The sequence below is a fragment of the Serratia sp. CY31944 genome (assembly GCF_052169175.1).
Lineage (GTDB): Bacteria > Pseudomonadota > Gammaproteobacteria > Enterobacterales > Enterobacteriaceae > Serratia > Serratia sarumanii.
In genome coordinates this window covers 204,020-220,123 of sequence record NZ_JBJNLG010000002.1, presented here as the reverse complement: position 1 = coordinate 220,123, position 16,104 = coordinate 204,020, and the positions used below count along the sequence as shown (strand labels likewise).

General features: G+C 59.5%; 12 protein-coding genes. 9 read left to right on the top strand and 3 right to left on the bottom strand.

The genetic code is table 11. The annotated features are described in order from the left end of the window. Nucleotides 1–26 precede the first annotated feature (26 nt). Nucleotides 27–1,463: an alanine/glycine:cation symporter family protein gene (locus ACJ8IN_RS03315; RefSeq protein WP_033637048.1), complete on the bottom strand. Its 1,437-nt coding sequence runs from the start codon at nt 1,461–1,463 to the stop codon at nt 27–29. 383 nt (nt 1,464–1,846) lie between these two features. Between ACJ8IN_RS03315 and tal the strand changes: the two genes are divergently transcribed. From tal to ACJ8IN_RS03300, 3 genes are all read left to right on the top strand, one after another. Then, nucleotides 1,847–2,800, top strand: coding sequence for a transaldolase (tal, locus tag ACJ8IN_RS03310; RefSeq protein WP_033637049.1), 954 nt, complete (start codon nt 1,847–1,849; stop codon nt 2,798–2,800). A gap of 150 nt (nt 2,801–2,950) precedes the next feature. Then, nucleotides 2,951–3,538, top strand: coding sequence for a molybdopterin adenylyltransferase (mog, locus tag ACJ8IN_RS03305; RefSeq protein ID WP_004932980.1), 588 nt, complete (start codon nt 2,951–2,953; stop codon nt 3,536–3,538). A gap of 124 nt (nt 3,539–3,662) precedes the next feature. Then, nucleotides 3,663–4,970, top strand: a complete 1,308-nt coding sequence (locus tag ACJ8IN_RS03300) for an MFS transporter (RefSeq protein ID WP_033637050.1) — start codon at nt 3,663–3,665, stop codon at nt 4,968–4,970. A 44-nt stretch (nt 4,971–5,014) separates the two neighbouring features. Here ACJ8IN_RS03300 and satP read toward each other — a convergent pair whose 3' ends face one another. After that, nucleotides 5,015–5,614, bottom strand: coding sequence for an acetate uptake transporter (gene satP / locus ACJ8IN_RS03295; protein ID WP_033649275.1), 600 nt, complete (start codon nt 5,612–5,614; stop codon nt 5,015–5,017). A gap of 324 nt (nt 5,615–5,938) precedes the next feature. Here satP and dnaK point away from each other — a divergent pair, with 324 nt between their 5' ends. The 4 genes from dnaK to nhaR all read left to right on the top strand — a co-directional run bounded on the left by dnaK (nt 5,939) and on the right by nhaR (nt 11,578). Next, nucleotides 5,939–7,852 (top strand): molecular chaperone DnaK, encoded by a 1,914-nt coding sequence (gene dnaK / locus ACJ8IN_RS03290; protein ID WP_004932972.1) that lies wholly within the window; start codon nt 5,939–5,941, stop codon nt 7,850–7,852. A gap of 106 nt (nt 7,853–7,958) precedes the next feature. Beyond that, a complete protein-coding gene (dnaJ, locus tag ACJ8IN_RS03285; protein WP_033637051.1) occupies nt 7,959–9,083 on the top strand; it encodes a molecular chaperone DnaJ in 1,125 nt (374 codons plus the stop codon). Nucleotides 9,084–9,319: 236 nt separating this feature from the next. Continuing rightward, entirely contained in the window at nt 9,320–10,486 is a 1,167-nt protein-coding gene (gene nhaA / locus ACJ8IN_RS03280; RefSeq protein WP_308325416.1) for a Na+/H+ antiporter NhaA, read from the top strand. Nucleotides 10,487–10,678: 192 nt separating this feature from the next. Further along, nucleotides 10,679–11,578, top strand: coding sequence for a transcriptional activator NhaR (gene nhaR / locus ACJ8IN_RS03275; protein ID WP_004932962.1), 900 nt, complete (start codon nt 10,679–10,681; stop codon nt 11,576–11,578). A 71-nt stretch (nt 11,579–11,649) separates the two neighbouring features. Here the strand turns inward: nhaR and rpsT are convergent, their stop codons facing one another. After that, complete coding sequence (gene rpsT, locus ACJ8IN_RS03270) at nt 11,650–11,913, bottom strand: 30S ribosomal protein S20 (protein WP_004932960.1); 264 nt, start codon at nt 11,911–11,913, stop codon at nt 11,650–11,652. Nucleotides 11,914–12,303: 390 nt separating this feature from the next. On the opposite strand from rpsT, the gene ribF reads away from it, so the two are divergent. Both ribF and ileS read left to right on the top strand, forming a co-directional pair. Then, nucleotides 12,304–13,242, top strand: coding sequence for a bifunctional riboflavin kinase/FAD synthetase (gene ribF, locus ACJ8IN_RS03265; protein WP_308325417.1), 939 nt, complete (start codon nt 12,304–12,306; stop codon nt 13,240–13,242). Between the two features lie 32 nt (nt 13,243–13,274). Next, entirely contained in the window at nt 13,275–16,091 is a 2,817-nt protein-coding gene (gene ileS / locus ACJ8IN_RS03260; RefSeq protein WP_197846571.1) for an isoleucine--tRNA ligase, read from the top strand. Nucleotides 16,092–16,104: the final 13 nt, after the last annotated feature.

The window sequence follows — 16,104 nt, the reverse complement described above, 5'->3', positions numbered from 1 at the left end:
CGCGCACCGCACGCGCCCCGGAAAACTCAGCGCGGCGGCTTTTGGTCGTCCCACACGCCCGGCTCCAGCTGCGACTTCAGCTCCGGATAACGGTTGGCGTCGAAGGTCGGCAGCTTGCCCAGACGGCGTTGGCGATGGTAGTCGTCGGCCAGCTTCAGCGCCACCCGCGACAGCAACAGGATGGCCGTCAGGTTGGTGATGGCCATCAGCGCCATGGAGGTATCCGCCATTTTCCACACCAGCGGCAGCTCCGCCAGCGCACCGAACATCACCATGCCCAACGCCACGCAGCGGAAAATCAGCAGGCCGCCCGGATGGTTGTGCTCGAGGAACACCAGGTTGCTCTCGGCATAGGCGTAGTTGGCGATGATCGAGGTGAAGGCGAAGAAGAAAATGGCGATGGCGACGAACGGCGCCCCCCAGCTGCCGACGGCGGTCGACAGCGCGCGCTGGGTCAGATCGATGCCGCTGATGCTGTCGGTCGGCTGATCGAGAATGCCGGAGGAGAGGATGATCGCCGCGGTGGCGCTGCAGATGACGATGGTATCGATAAACACCCCGAGCATTTGCACATAGCCCTGTGAGGCCGGATGCGGCGGATAAGGCGAAGCGGACGCCGCCGCGTTGGGCGCCGAGCCCATGCCGGCTTCGTTGGAGAACAGGCCGCGCTGCACGCCCTGGGTCATCGCCTGGGAGATGCCGTAACCGACGGCGCCGGCCGCGGCTTCCTGCAGGCCGAAGGCGCTTTTGAAGATCAGCGTCAGGATCGCCGGCATGTGTTCGATGTTATGGCCAATCACCCAGAGGGCCAGCAACAGGTAGGCGCCGGCCATCAGCGGCACCACCAGCTCGGCCACTTTGGCGATGGAGCGGATGCCGCCGAAGATCACCACGCCGCTCAGCAGCACCAGGCCGATGCCGACGTGCAGCGGCTGCAAATGGAAGGCGACGGCGGAGGCCTGCGCGATGGAGTTGGCCTGCACGGCGTTGAACACCAGGCCGAACGCGATGATCAGGAAGATCGAGAACAGCACGCCCATCCAGCGCATGCCGAGACCCTTTTCCATGTAGTAGGCCGGGCCGCCGCGGTAGTTGCCGTTATCGTCTTTGGTTTTGTAGAGCTGCGCCAGCGAGCTTTCCACAAAGGAGGTGGCCATGCCGATAAACGCCACCACCCACATCCAGAAGATGGCGCCGGGGCCGCCGGCGGTCAGGGCGATGGCGACGCCGGTCAGGTTGCCGGTGCCGACGCGCGCCGCCAGCGTGGTGCACAGCGCCTGGAAAGAGGAGATGCCGGCGCTGTCGCTCTTATTGCTGTTTTTCAACACCGAGAACATGTGGCTGAAGTGGCGGAGCTGGATAAAGCGGGTGCGCAACGTGAAGTAGATGCCGGTGCCGAGCAGCAGATAAATCAGCACCGACCCCCACAAAATGTTGTTTATAAAATTCATCAGGTCCGTCAAGGGATCCCTCCTTTTATCGAAATTTAATGCGCACCTTGCAGCATCCACCGCAGGTGAAAAACATTGGCCTATTTTTTACAAGAGCTTAGCTGGAATCTGTCCGGCGTCAGTCGATTAAGATTTTTCGCAGATTAGCGGACGAATTGCATCAATTTTTTCGAATTTAACATAATTTATTCGGACAATAGCACGTTATTGCCTTTCCATCCGCTCGGTAATGGCGAAAGATATCGGCGTAAACGGTTGCTCGCCCAAGGATAAAACAGATGCCTGCGCGCCGCGGTTTTCCAGCCTTGCACCGGGCTTGGCGCATGTTATTATCAGGGCAGGGCATGGTTGAACAATGCCAAAAGTTCATGCACAAACGATGAGATAATGCCAACATGACCGACAAATTAACTTCCCTGCGCCAACTGACCACGGTGGTTGCAGATACGGGTGATATCGCGGCAATGAAGCTGTATCAACCGCAGGACGCCACAACCAACCCTTCGCTGATCCTCAATGCAGCCCAAATTCCTGAATACCGTAAACTGATTGACGAAGCCATCGCCTGGGCGCGCGGCCAGAGCAGCGATCGCGAGCAGCAAATCGCCGACGCCGCCGACAAGCTGGCGGTCAACATCGGTCTGGAAATCCTCAAACTGGTTCCGGGCCGCATCTCCACCGAAGTGGATGCACGCCTGTCTTACGACACCGATGCCAGCGTGGCCAAGGCCAAGCGCCTGATCAAGCTGTACAACGAAGCCGGCATCAGCAACGATCGCATTCTGATCAAACTGGCCTCGACCTGGCAGGGCATCCGCGCGGCGGAGCAGTTGGAGAAAGAAGGCATCAACTGTAACCTGACGCTGCTGTTCTCCTTCGCTCAGGCTCGCGCCTGTGCCGAAGCCGGCGTTTACCTGATCTCGCCGTTCGTCGGCCGTATCCTCGACTGGTACAAAGCCAACGGCGACAAGAAAGAGTTCGCCCCGCATGAAGATCCGGGCGTGATCTCCGTGACCGAGATTTACCAGTACTACAAACAGCACGGTTACAACACCGTGGTGATGGGCGCCAGCTTCCGTAACGTCGGCGAAATCATCGAACTGGCCGGCTGCGACCGTCTGACCATCGCCCCTGCGCTGCTGAAAGAGCTGGCGGAGAGCGAAGGCGCGCTGGAGCGCAAACTGTCTTACACCGGTGAAGTGAAGGCGCGTCCTGCCGCACTGACCGAACCTGAGTTCTACTGGCAGCACAACCAGGATCCGATGGCGGTTGAGAAACTGACCGACGGCATCCGCAAGTTCGCCGTAGATCAGGGCAAACTGGAAAAAATGATCGCCGACCTGCTGTAATTCCGGCAGATCGCGCAGTAAAAAGGTGGCTCAGGCCACCTTTTTTTATGCCCGACGCTCCCGCCGGCGGGGGAAGCCCTTATACTCTCGGCAATGACAACAGAACGGGGACGAACCCGTTCGGACCCCATCAGGCTGTAGAGGTTACGCATGGATATTTTACGTATTGGTTTGGTTTCCGTTTCCGACCGCGCTTCCGGCGGCGTTTATCAGGATAAAGGCATTCCGGCGCTGGAGGAATGGCTGAGCGGTGCGCTGGCGACGCCGTTCAAGCTGGAAACCCGGCTGATCCCCGATGAGCAGACGCAAATTGAACAGACGCTGTGCGAGCTGGTGGACGAAATGGGTTGCCATCTGGTGCTGACCACCGGCGGCACCGGGCCGGCGCGACGCGACGTCACCCCCGACGCCACGCTGGCGATCGCCGATCGCGTGATGCCTGGCTTCGGCGAGCAAATGCGTCAGATCAGCCTACACTATGTGCCAACGGCAATTCTTTCTCGCCAGGTGGGGGCGATCCGCAAGCAGGCGCTGATCATCAACCTGCCCGGCCAGCCGAAGTCGATCAAGGAAACGCTGGAAGGGGTAAAAGATGAGCAGGGCAATGCGGTGGTGCACGGCATCTTCGCCAGCGTGCCTTATTGCATTCAACTGCTCGACGGGCCTTACGTCGAAACGCACGCCGCGGTGGTAGCAGCATTTCGGCCAAAGAGCGCGCGTCGCGAGATAAACCTCTAAATTTCAGCGTTCTGCGAGATCGGCTTCAGCCCGTCTGGTGTGAAAATAATTTGCCGCTATAGTAAGGATTCTTTTACAGAAAGCCTGCGGCTTTTATTTTTACAGCCTTTACCGACGGTGCCCTATGCCTCACGACAATAATCGCCGGCTGAACCGGCAAGACTACAAAACGCTGACGTTGGCCGCGTTGGGCGGCGCGCTGGAGTTTTACGACTTCATCATCTTCGTGTTCTTCGCCGCCGTGGTCGGCGATCTGTTCTTCCCGGCGGACATGCCGGAATGGCTGCGGTTGGTGCAAACCTTCGGCATCTTCGCCGCCGGCTATCTGGCCCGTCCGCTGGGCGGCATCGTGATGGCGCACTTTGGCGATCTGGTCGGCCGCAAAAAGATGTTTACCCTGAGCATTCTGCTGATGGCGTTGCCGACGCTGGCGATGGGCCTGCTGCCGACCTACGCCAGCATCGGCATCGCTGCGCCGCTGCTGCTGCTGTTGATGCGCGTGCTGCAGGGGGCGGCGATCGGCGGTGAGGTGCCGGGCGCCTGGGTCTTCGTCGCCGAACACGTGCCGCGCCGGCGCATCGGCTTCGCCTGCGGCACGCTGACCGCCGGGCTGACGGTGGGCATCCTGCTGGGCTCGGTGGTGGCGACGGTGATCAACACCACGCTCAGCCCGCAGAGCATTGCCGGCGGCGGCTGGCGCATTCCTTTCCTGTTGGGCGGCATGTTCGGCCTGGTGGCGATGTACCTGCGCCGCTGGCTGCAGGAAACGCCGATCTTCATCGAGATGCAGGCGCGTAAAGCGCTGGCCGAAGAGCTGCCGCTGAAGTCGGTGGTGCTCAACCACAAACGGGAGGTGGCGGTATCGATGCTGCTGACCTGGCTGCTCTCCGCCGGCATCGTGGTGGTGATCCTGATGACCCCGACCTATCTGCAAAAGCAGTTCGGCATCGCGCCGGCCTTGACGCTGCAGGCCAACAGCATCGCTACCATCATGCTGATCGCCGGCTGCATCGTCGCCGGTTTGTCGGCCGATCGCTTCGGCGCCAGCAAAACGCTGGTGGTCGGCAGCGTGCTGCTGGCCGGCTGCAGTTGGCTGTTCTATCAAACGGTGGGCGTGCGCCCGGAAATGCTGTTCGCCTGCTATGCCCTGGTGGGGTTCAGCGTAGGCGTGGTGGGGGCCGTGCCGTACGTGATGGTGCGGGCTTTCCCGGCGGAAGTGCGGTTTACCGGTATCTCGTTCTCATATAACGTCTCGTACGCTATTTTTGGCGGTCTAACCCCTATTTTTGTGACGCTGATCATGAAATTAACCCCGTTAGCACCCGCTTACTACGTGTTGGCGCTGTCGCTCATCGGGCTGCTGCTCGGCGTCTACCTGCATCGCGACCTGAACAGCGAAGCCGGGGAGCGGCAAGCCGATTCCTACAGCTAAAAAAAAGCCCTGCAATGCAGGGCTTTTTCGTCAGGGAAGGGCGATTATGCGGTGACCGGTGAGGTCGCGACGCGGGCCGGGGCCGGTTCGCCAATCGGCAGCACGGTGCGGCCGTATTGCTCGTTGAGCACTTCGGCCATCGCCAGGTAAATGGCGCTGGCGCCGCAGATGATGCCTTCATAACCGGCGAAGGTCAGCAGCGCGTGGTTGCCGGTGATGTTGCCGACGGCCAGCAGGGCGAACAGCAGCGTCAGGCTGGCGAACACGAACTGCAGTACGCGGTTGGCGCCCAGGGTGCCGAAGAACATGAACAGGGTGAAGACGCCCCACAGCGCCAGGTAGATGCCCAGCACGTGCGCCTCGGTGGCCTCAGCCAGGCCCAGACGCGGCAGCAGCAGCAGGCCGACCAGGCTCAGCCAGAAGCTGCCGTAGGCGGTGAAGGCGGTCATGCCGAAGGTGTTGCCCTTCTTGTATTCCAGCAGACCGGCCAGGATCTGGGCCAGGCCACCGAAGAAAATCCCCATGCTGATGATGGCGGAGTTCAGTGGGAAAAAGCCCGCGTTGTGCAGGTTCAGCAAGACGGTGGTCATCCCGAAGCCCATCAGGCCGAGAGGGCCGGGATTCGCCAACTTGTTGGTGTGCATAAGTCCTCTGCGATAACAGAAAATTAACGGAAACAGCGAAGTAAAATAATAAATGGTCTGAATGGCCAAAAAATCGAAGTTTTCCACCAGAGCGCGCGCATCATAATGATCCCCGCAGCCGGAAACAATGATCTGAATGACGATAAAAAAAGAAATTTTTTTCGCCTTGCCCCTTGATGCCGGATTGGATGGCCCCATCTTATTTGCAACCGCAGCTGCTAACCGCGGGTCGCACTGAGATATCGGGCAGTTGAAAAGCAAAAAATCGCCCGCATATAGGTTAGCAACCTGACTGATTATGAATTTTTTAGTGGAGACGTTTAGATGGGCAAAATTATTGGTATCGACCTGGGTACTACCAACTCTTGCGTAGCAATTATGGATGGTGCCAAGGCACGCGTGCTGGAAAACGCCGAGGGCGACCGCACCACTCCTTCTATTATCGCATATACCCAGGACGGTGAAACTCTGGTTGGCCAGCCGGCTAAGCGTCAGGCAGTGACCAACCCTGAAAACACCCTGTTCGCCATCAAGCGCCTGATCGGTCGCCGCTTCCAGGATGAAGAAGCGCAGCGCGACAAAGCGATCATGCCGTACAAAATCGTCGAAGCCGACAACGGCGACGCCTGGCTGGAAGTGAAAGGCCAGAAAATGGCTCCGCCGCAGATCTCTGCGGAAGTGCTGAAAAAAATGAAGAAAACGGCGGAAGATTACTTGGGCGAACCGGTAACTGAAGCGGTTATCACCGTACCGGCTTACTTCAACGACGCCCAGCGTCAGGCGACCAAAGACGCCGGCCGCATCGCGGGTCTGGAAGTAAAACGCATCATCAACGAACCGACCGCTGCGGCCCTGGCCTACGGCCTGGACAAAGAAGTCGGCAACCGCACAATCGCGGTTTATGACCTGGGCGGCGGTACTTTCGATATCTCCATCATCGAAATCGACGACGTTGACGGCGAAAAAACCTTCGAAGTGCTGGCGACCAACGGTGACACCCACCTGGGTGGCGAAGACTTCGACAGCCGTCTGATCAACTACCTGGTGGAAGAGTTCAAGAAAGATCAGGGTATCGATCTGCGCAACGATCCGCTGGCGATGCAGCGCCTGAAAGAAGCCGCTGAGAAAGCGAAGATCGAACTGTCTTCCGCTCAGCAGACCGACGTTAACCTGCCGTACATCACTGCAGACGCGACCGGTCCAAAACACATGAACATCAAAGTGACTCGCGCCAAACTCGAGTCGCTGGTTGAAGATCTGGTTGCGCGCTCTATCGAGCCGCTGAAAGTGGCGCTGAAAGACGCAGGCCTGTCGGTTTCCGACATTCAGGACGTGATCCTGGTGGGCGGCCAGACCCGTATGCCAATGGTGCAGAAGAAAGTCGCAGACTTCTTCGGCAAAGAACCGCGTAAAGACGTGAACCCGGACGAAGCGGTTGCCGTGGGCGCGGCGGTACAGGGCGGCGTGTTGGCCGGTGATGTGAAGGACGTTCTGCTGCTGGACGTGACCCCGCTGTCGCTGGGTATCGAAACCATGGGCAGCGTGATGACGCCGCTGATCACCAAAAACACCACGATCCCGACCAAGCACAGCCAGGTGTTCTCTACCGCTGAAGACAACCAGTCTGCGGTAACCATCCACGTGCTGCAGGGTGAGCGTAAGCGCGCCAGCGATAACAAATCTCTGGGCCAGTTCAACCTGGACGGCATCCAGGCGGCACCGCGCGGCATGGCGCAGATCGAAGTGACCTTCGATATCGATGCCGACGGCATCCTGCACGTGTCCGCCAAAGACAAGAACACCGGCCGTGAGCAGAAGATCACCATCAAGGCATCTTCTGGCCTGAACGAAGACGAAATCCAGAAAATGGTGCGCGACGCCGAGCTGAACGCTGAAGCTGACCGCAAGTTCGAAGAGCTGGTGCAGACGCGTAACCAGGCGGATCACCTGATCCACGGCACGCGCAAGCAGCTGGAAGAAGCGGGCGACAAACTGCCGGCGGAAGACAAAACGGCGATCGAAGCGGCGCTGAAAGATCTGGAAGCGGCGGTGAAAGGCGAAGACAAAGCCGAGATCGAAGCGAAGACTCAGGCTCTGGTGCAGGTTTCCGGCAAACTGCTGGAAATGGCTCAGGCGCAGCAGGCTCAGCAGGGTGCTGACGCCGGCGCGGACAACGCGGCGCAGAAAGACGACGACGTGGTTGACGCTGAGTTCGAAGAAGTTAAAGACAAAAAATAATCGCCCTTAAGCGGGCACGGGGCGGCCGAGGTGCCGTTCCCGGAAACCAGCACGGGCGTCGAGGCAACTCTGCGCCCGTGCACGCATGTTAAGGGTAAGCAAAAGAATGGCGAAGAAAGACTATTACGAGATTCTCGGCGTCAGCAAGACGGCGGATGAACGTGAGATCAAAAAGGCGTACAAACGCCTGGCGATGAAATACCATCCTGACCGCAACCAGGAACAAGACGCCGAAATCAAGTTTAAAGAAGTTAAAGAAGCTTACGAAGTCCTGACCGACGACCAGAAACGCGCGGCCTACGACCAGTATGGGCACGCGGCCTTTGAACAGGGCGGCATGGGCGGCGGCGGCTTTGGCGGCGGTGCCGACTTCAGCGATATCTTTGGCGACGTGTTTGGTGACATCTTCGGCGGAGGCCGCCGTCAGCGCGCCAGCCGCGGTTCCGATCTGCGCTATAACATGGAGCTGACCCTCGAGGAAGCGGTACGTGGCGTCACCAAAGAGATCCGCATCCCGACGCTGGAAGAGTGCGACGTCTGCCACGGCAGCGGCGCCAAGCCGGGCAGCTCGCCGGTGACCTGCCCAACCTGTCACGGCCAGGGCCAGGTGCAGATGCGCCAGGGCTTCTTCACCGTGCAGCAGGCGTGTCCGCACTGCCATGGCCGCGGTCAGATCATCAAAGATCCGTGCAACAAGTGCCACGGCCACGGCCGGGTAGAGAAATCCAAAACGCTGTCGGTGAAAATTCCGGCCGGCGTCGATACCGGCGACCGCATCCGCCTGGCGGGTGAAGGCGAAGCCGGCGAGCACGGCGCACCGGCGGGCGATCTGTACGTTCAGGTGCAGGTGAAGGCGCACCCGATCTTCGAGCGTGAAGGCAATAACCTGTACTGTGAAGTGCCGATCAACTTCGCCATGGCGGCGCTGGGCGGCGAGATTGAAGTGCCGACGCTGGACGGCCGGGTGAAACTGAAGGTGCCTTCGGAGACCCAAACCGGCAAGCTGTTCCGCATGCGCGGCAAGGGTGTGAAATCGGTGCGTGGCGGCAGCCAGGGCGACCTGCTGTGCCGCGTGGTGGTGGAAACCCCGGTCAATCTGAACGACAAGCAGAAGCAGCTGCTGCGTGAGCTGGAAGAGAGCCTGGGTGGCCCGTCCGGCGACAAGAACAGCCCGCGTTCGAAGAGCTTCTTCGACGGGGTGAAAAAGTTCTTTGACGATCTGACTCGCTAACCTGCTGTTTCTGTTGGTTTATGTTCTAACCCCGGGCGTTTGTCCCGGGGTTTTTATTTGCACGCCATACCCCTAATCCCCTATAAATAATGTGACTTATTCGCGCTTTTTATCGGTTTTATCGAGCTATTTAGCATTTATAAACTTATTTTTTCGAACTAAAACGCCCTCTATACTCACTTCATGACTGTGGTTTGCAGGGCGCTGCGCCCTGCACAGATTTGGAGAGACGTACTGTGACCAATATCATTCGTCAATTTTTACGTCAGGAAGCTGCGGGCGGCATCATTCTGATCGCGGCGGCAATCGTCGCCCTGATCATGGCCAACACCCCGGCGCAGGGGATCTATCAGGCATTCCTTAACCTGCCGGTGATGGTGAAGATTGCTTCGCTGGAGATCGCCAAGCCGCTGCTGCTGTGGATCAACGATGGCCTGATGGCCATCTTCTTCCTGGTGGTGGGGCTGGAGGTCAAGCGCGAGTTGATGCAAGGCTCGCTGTCCGGGCGCGACAAGGCGGTGTTTCCGGCGATCGCCGCGCTGGGGGGCATGCTGGCGCCGGCGCTGATTTACCTGTTGTTCAACGGCGCGGATGAAGTCACCCGCCAGGGCTGGGCGATCCCGGCCGCGACTGATATCGCCTTCGCGCTGGGCGTAATGGCGCTGCTGGGCAACCGGGTGCCGACCAGCCTGAAAGTGTTCCTGCTGGCGTTGGCGATCATCGATGACCTGGGCGTGATTATCATCATCGCGCTGTTCTACACCCACGAAGTGTCGATGATGGCGCTGGGCGTGGCGGCGGCGGCGACGGTGCTATTGGCGGTAATGAACTGGCGTGGCGTGGGTAAAACCTCGCTGTATATGATGGTCGGCCTGGTGTTGTGGGTAGCGATCCTCAAGTCCGGGGTGCATGCGACGCTGGCCGGGGTAATCGTCGGCTTTATGATCCCGCTGAACGTGAAGAAGGGGCCGTCGCCGTCGGAAACGCTGGAACATGAGCTGCACCCCTGGGTTGCGTTTATGATCCTGCCGCTGTTCGCTTTCGCCAACGCCGGGGTTTCTTTGCAGGGCGTATCGCTGGAAGGATTGACGTCGCTGCTGCCGGTTGGGATTGCGGCCGGCCTGTTTATCGGTAAGCCGCTGGGGATTTTCCTCTTCAGCCTGCTGGCGGTGAAAATGGGCATCGCCCGTTTGCCTGAAGGCATCGGCTTCAAACAGGTGTTTGCCGTTTCGGTGCTCTGCGGCATTGGTTTCACCATGTCGATTTTTATCGCCTCGCTGGCGTTCGGCGATGCGGATGCGGCGCTCAGCATCTATTCCCGCCTGGGGATCTTGTTGGGCTCCACCGCTGCGGCGGTGGTAGGGTATGGATTGCTGCGTCTGGCGTTGCCGCGCGTACGTTAATCCTGAATGTGCCCGGTAAGGGCACATAATAAAATGGCTGGTCGGAGCTGCACGGTATAAAATATGTGCAGCTTCGGCCGTTGTTCGTTGGGACTAATGGGGCTATACGTTGTCTGAAGCAGGGAAAGGAAGTTTGTCGCTCGTCACGGCACACCGTTTGCCGCTGCGAAACGTTGTTAAGGAGAGCCGCTCGTGAGGATGTCGCATATCAACTTTAATCACCTTTACTATTTCTGGCAGGTCTGCAAGGCCGGTTCCGTGGTCGGTGCCGCCGAAGCGTTGTTTCTGACGCCGCAGACCATCACCGGCCAGATCAAGGCGCTGGAAGAGCGGTTGGACGGCAAGCTGTTCAAACGCCAGGGGCGCGGGTTGGTGCCTTCGGAGCTGGGGCAACTGGTGTTTCGTTATGCCGACAAGATGTTTATGCTCAGCCAGGAAATGCTGGATATCGTCAACTACCGCAAAGAGTCGAATCTGCTGTTCGACGTCGGCGTGGCCGATGCGCTGTCGAAGCGCCTGGTCAGCCAGGTATTGGAAACGGCGGTGGTGGTGGACAACGAACAGATCCACCTGCGTTGCTTTGAATCGACGCACGAGATGCTGCTGGAGCAGCTCAGCCAGCACAAGCTGGATATGATCCTGTCGGATTGTCCGGTGGACTCCAGCCAGCAGGAAGGGCTGTTCTCGCTGAAGCTGGGCGAGTGCGGCATCAGCTTCTTCTGCCGCCAGCCGGCGCCGGAGCTGCCGTTCCCGGCTTGTCTGGAGCAGCGCAAACTGCTGATCCCCGGCCGCCGCTCGATGCTGGGGCGCAAGCTGCTCAACTGGTTCAATACGCAGGGCATTCAGGTGGAGATCCTGGGCGAGTTCGACGATGCGGCGCTGATGAAGGCCTTCGGCATGTATCACAATGCGATTTTCGTGGCGCCGACGTTGTATGCGCAGGATACCTACAACGATGACAACGTGGTGGAGATTGGGCGCATCGACAGCGTGCAGGAGGAGTATTACATCATCTTCGCCGAGCGCATGATCCAGCATCCGGCGGTGCAGCGCGTGTGCAACAAAGATTTTTCCGCGCTGTTTTCCTGCTAGCGGTTCACTGAACGCAGGACGTAAAAAAACCGGCCTGAGCCGGTTTTTTTATCAAGCAGATAACGAAATGCTTATTGCATTGCGTTGATGCGTGCAGTCAGGTTTGACTTATGACGCGCTGCTTTGTTTTTGTGGATCAGGCCTTTAGCTGCCTGACGGTCCACCAGGGGCTGCATTACCAGGAATGCATTTTGTGCTGCTTCTTTGTCGCCAGCTGCGATAGCTGCGTCTACCTTCTTGATGAAGGTACGCACCATTGAGCGACGGCTTGCGTTATGCTTGCGGCGTTTCTCAGACTGTACGGCGCGTTTCTTAGCTGATTTGATATTAGCCAAGGTCCAACTCCCAAATATATTCTATTGAGGACAATTCAAAGGCCGAGGAATATGCCCTTTTAGCCTTCGTTTGTCAATGGATTTGTGCAAATAAGCGCCGTTTGTACAGGCGGCACTCGCTACGTTGTGATGGCGCAGGATTTTACCAGCTTCGCTCTTGGGAATACAGTGTTTCGCGAGAAAATTCGCCAATGTTTTGCCGCGGCGGGCGCAAGCCGTTGGCTGCGGTCGAGAATCGGCCCGGCGGCGCCGGATAAACTGCGGCGAAGCCGTTTCACGCGCAGATTATCTCCGGTATGGTGTGTCTATTACATAAAGGCACCAATCGCGGGTTAACCTTACCGGCTGTACAAGGTATAATCCGCCGATTTCCACTGTTTTGAGCCAGCTATGGAGCTAATTCGCGGCATTCACAATATCCGGGCGCGCCACCATGGTTGCGTGCTCACCATCGGCAACTTTGACGGCGTGCATCGCGGTCATCAGGCGTTGCTGGAGCAGTTGAAGCAACAAGGGCAACGCCTCGGGCTGCCGGTGATGGTCATGATCTTTGAGCCGCAGCCGCTGGAGATGTTCGCCGCAGACAAGGCGCCGGCCCGCTTGACGCGCCTGCGCGACAAGGCCAACTACCTGGCGCAGGCGGGCGTCGATTACCTGCTCTGCGTCAAGTTCGATCCGCGTTTTGCCGCCAACACCGCGCAGGCGTTCGTCGCCGAGCTGCTGGTGGAAAAGCTGGGCGTCAAATTCCTGATGGTGGGGGATGATTTTCGCTTTGGCGCCGGGCGCCAGGGCGATTTTCCGCTATTGCAGCAGGCCGGAAAAGAGTACGGCTTCGAGGTGGTCAGCACCCCGACCTTCCGCGAAGGCGATCGGCGCATCAGCAGCACCGCGATCCGCACCGCGCTGAGTGAGGACGATCTGCCGCTGGCGGAGACCCTGCTGGGCCACCCGTACAGCATCTCCGGGCGCGTGGTGCATGGCGACGAGCTGGGCCGCACCATCGGCTTCCCGACCGCCAACCTGCCGCTCAAGCGCCTGGTGGCGCCGGTGAAAGGGGTGTATGCGGTGGAAGTGTACGGCCTGGGGCTGCAGCCGCTGCCGGGCGTGGCCAATATCGGTACGCGCCCGACCGTCGCCGGCGTGCGCCAGCAGCTGGAAGTGCATCTGCTGGATGTCACAATGGATCTTTACGGGCGCCATATTGAGGTGGTGCTCCGCGCAAAATTGCGCAATGAACAGCGGTTTGCTTCGCTCGATGCCCTGAAGCAGCAAATCGCCAATGATGTGGTGACGGCCCGGAAGTTCTTCGGGCTACAGACACCGGTTTAATCTCTATAGCCGAAAACGGAACCGAGAATCTAATGAGTGACTACAAGAATACCCTGAACTTGCCGGAAACAGGGTTCCCGATGCGCGGCGATCTCGCCAAGCGCGAACCTGGCATGCTGCAACGTTGGTATGAACAGGATCTGTACGGGATTATTCGTACTGCCAAAAAGGGCAAAAAAACCTTCATTTTGCATGACGGCCCTCCGTATGCGAACGGCAGCATTCACATTGGTCACTCGGTTAACAAGATTCTCAAAGACATTATCATCAAGTCGAAAGGGATGGCCGGCTTCGACTCGCCTTATGTGCCGGGTTGGGACTGCCACGGTCTGCCGATCGAATTGAAGGTTGAACAGCTGTACGGCAAGCCGGGCGAGAAGCTGACGGCGGCCGAGTTTCGCCAGAAGTGCCGCGAGTACGCGGCCGAGCAGGTTGAAGGCCAGAAAAAGGACTTCATCCGCCTGGGCGTACTGGGCGACTGGGATCGTCCGTACCTGACCATGGACTTCAAAACTGAAGCCAACATTATCCGCGCGCTGGGCAAGATCATCAGCAACGGCCACCTGCTGAAAGGCGCCAAGCCGGTTCACTGGTGCACCGACTGCGGATCGTCGCTGGCGGAAGCGGAAGTGGAGTATTACGACAAGACTTCGCCGTCGATCGACGTGACTTTCCATGCGGCCGACGCGGCTGCCGTGGCGGCCAAGTTCGGCGTGAGCAACTTCAGCGGCGCCATCTCCCTGGTTATCTGGACCACCACCCCGTGGACCCTGCCGGCCAACCGCGCGATCTCGCTGCACCCGGACTTCACCTATCAGCTGGTGCAGGTTGACGGCCAGTGTCTGATCCTGGCGGCCGAACTGGTGGAAAGCGTGATGAAACGCGCCGGCATCACCGAATGGACGGTGCTGGGCAGCTGCAAAGGCGCCGATCTGGAGCTGCTGCGCTTCAAACACCCGTTTATGGGCTTCGACGTGCCGGCCATTATGGGCGAGCACGTGACGCTGGACGCCGGTACCGGTGCGGTGCATACCGCAGGTGGCCACGGTCCGGATGACTTCGTCATCAGCCAAAAATACGGTCTGGAGATCGCCAACCCGGTAGGGCCGAACGGCTGCTACCTGACCGGTACTCATCCGCTGCTGGACGGCAAGTTCGTCTTCAAGGCCAACGATCTGATCGTCGACCTGCTGCGTGAGAAAGGCGCGCTGCTGCACGTCGAGAAGTTCCTGCACAGCTACCCGTGCTGCTGGCGCCACAAGACGCCGATCATCTTCCGCGCCACGCCGCAATGGTTCATCAGCATGGATCAGAAAGGCCTGCGTCAGCAGTCGCTGGAAGAGATCAAAGGCGTGCAGTGGATCCCGGATTGGGGCCAGGCGCGTATCGAAATGATGGTGGCCAACCGCCCGGACTGGTGCATCTCGCGTCAGCGCACCTGGGGCGTGCCGATGTCGCTGTTCGTGCATAAAGAAACCGAGCAGCTGCACCCGCGCAGCGTTGAGCTGATGGAAGAAGTGGCCAAGCGCGTCGAGCAAGACGGCATTCAGGCCTGGTGGGATCTGGACGCGGCCGACATCCTCGGCGCGGACGCCGCCGACTACGTGAAAGTGCCGGATACGCTGGACGTGTGGTTCGACTCCGGCTCCACCCACGCTTCGGTGGTCGACGTGCGTCCTGAGTTCCACGGCCACAGCGCCGACATGTATCTGGAAGGCTCCGACCAACACCGCGGCTGGTTCATGTCATCGCTGATGATCTCCACCGCGATGAAAGGCAAGGCGCCTTATAAAGAAGTGCTGACCCATGGCTTCACCGTTGACGGCCAGGGCCGCAAGATGTCCAAGTCGATCGGCAACACCGTCAGCCCGCAGGACGTGATGAACAAGCTGGGCGGCGACATTCTGCGTCTGTGGGTGGCGTCGACCGATTACACCGGCGAGATTGCGGTGTCCGACGAGATCCTCAAGCGTTCCGCCGACTCTTATCGCCGCATCCGCAACACCGCGCGCTTCCTGCTGGCCAACCTGAACGGGTTCGAGCCGAGCACCGATTGCGTGGCGCCGGAAGACATGGTGGTGCTGGATCGCTGGGCGGTCGGCCGTGCGCTGGCGGCGCAGCAGGATATCGAGCAGGCTTACGCCAACTACGATTTCCACGAAGTGGTGCAGCGTCTGATGCAGTTCTGCTCGGTCGAGATGGGCTCCTTCTACCTGGATATCATCAAGGATCGTCAGTACACCGCGAAGAGCGACAGCGTCGCCCGCCGCAGCTGCCAGACCGCGCTGTATCACATCGTGGAAGCGCTGGTGCGCTGGATGGCGCCGATCATGTCGTTCACTGCGGACGAGATCTGGGGCTTCATGCCGGGCAAGCGCGCGCAGTACGTGTTCACCGAAGAGTGGTACGACGGCCTGTTCGGGCTGGCGGAAGGCGAGCCGATGAACGACGCTTTCTGGGCCGAGCTGCTGAAAGTGCGCGGCGAAGTGAACAAGGTGCTGGAGCAGGCGCGCGCCGACAAACGCCTCGGCGGTTCGCTGGAAGCGGCGGTGACGCTGTATGCCGACAGCGAGCTGTCGGTGCGCCTGAACAGCCTGCAGGATGAGCTGCGCTTCGTGCTGCTGACCTCTGCGGCCAGCGTGGCGCCATTGGCGGAGGCGCCGGCCGACGCGCAGGCTTCCGAGCTGCTGAAAGGGCTGAAGATCGCCTTCAGCACGGCGCCGGGTGAGAAGTGCCCGCGCTGCTGGCATTACACCACCGATATCGGCCTGGTGGCGGAGCACGCAGACATCTGCGGCCGCTGTGTAAGCAACGTCGCCGGTGACGGCGAGAAGCGTAACTTTGCCTGAGAACTCGCGCCTG

Bases quoted from the DNA above. Each gene is read 5' to 3' on its own strand.
- tal (WP_033637049.1), top strand. From the start codon at position 1,847: ATGACCGACAAATTAACTTCCCTGCGCCAACTGACCACGGTGGTTGCA.
- mog (WP_004932980.1), top strand. From the start codon at position 2,951: ATGGATATTTTACGTATTGGTTTGGTTTCCGTTTCCGACCGCGCTTCC.
- ACJ8IN_RS03300 (WP_033637050.1), top strand. From the start codon at position 3,663: ATGCCTCACGACAATAATCGCCGGCTGAACCGGCAAGACTACAAAACG.
- satP (WP_033649275.1), bottom strand. From the start codon at position 5,614: ATGCACACCAACAAGTTGGCGAATCCCGGCCCTCTCGGCCTGATGGGC.
- dnaK (WP_004932972.1), top strand. From the start codon at position 5,939: ATGGGCAAAATTATTGGTATCGACCTGGGTACTACCAACTCTTGCGTA.
- dnaJ (WP_033637051.1), top strand. From the start codon at position 7,959: ATGGCGAAGAAAGACTATTACGAGATTCTCGGCGTCAGCAAGACGGCG.
- ribF (WP_308325417.1), top strand. From the start codon at position 12,304: ATGGAGCTAATTCGCGGCATTCACAATATCCGGGCGCGCCACCATGGT.
- ileS (WP_197846571.1), top strand. From the start codon at position 13,275: ATGAGTGACTACAAGAATACCCTGAACTTGCCGGAAACAGGGTTCCCG.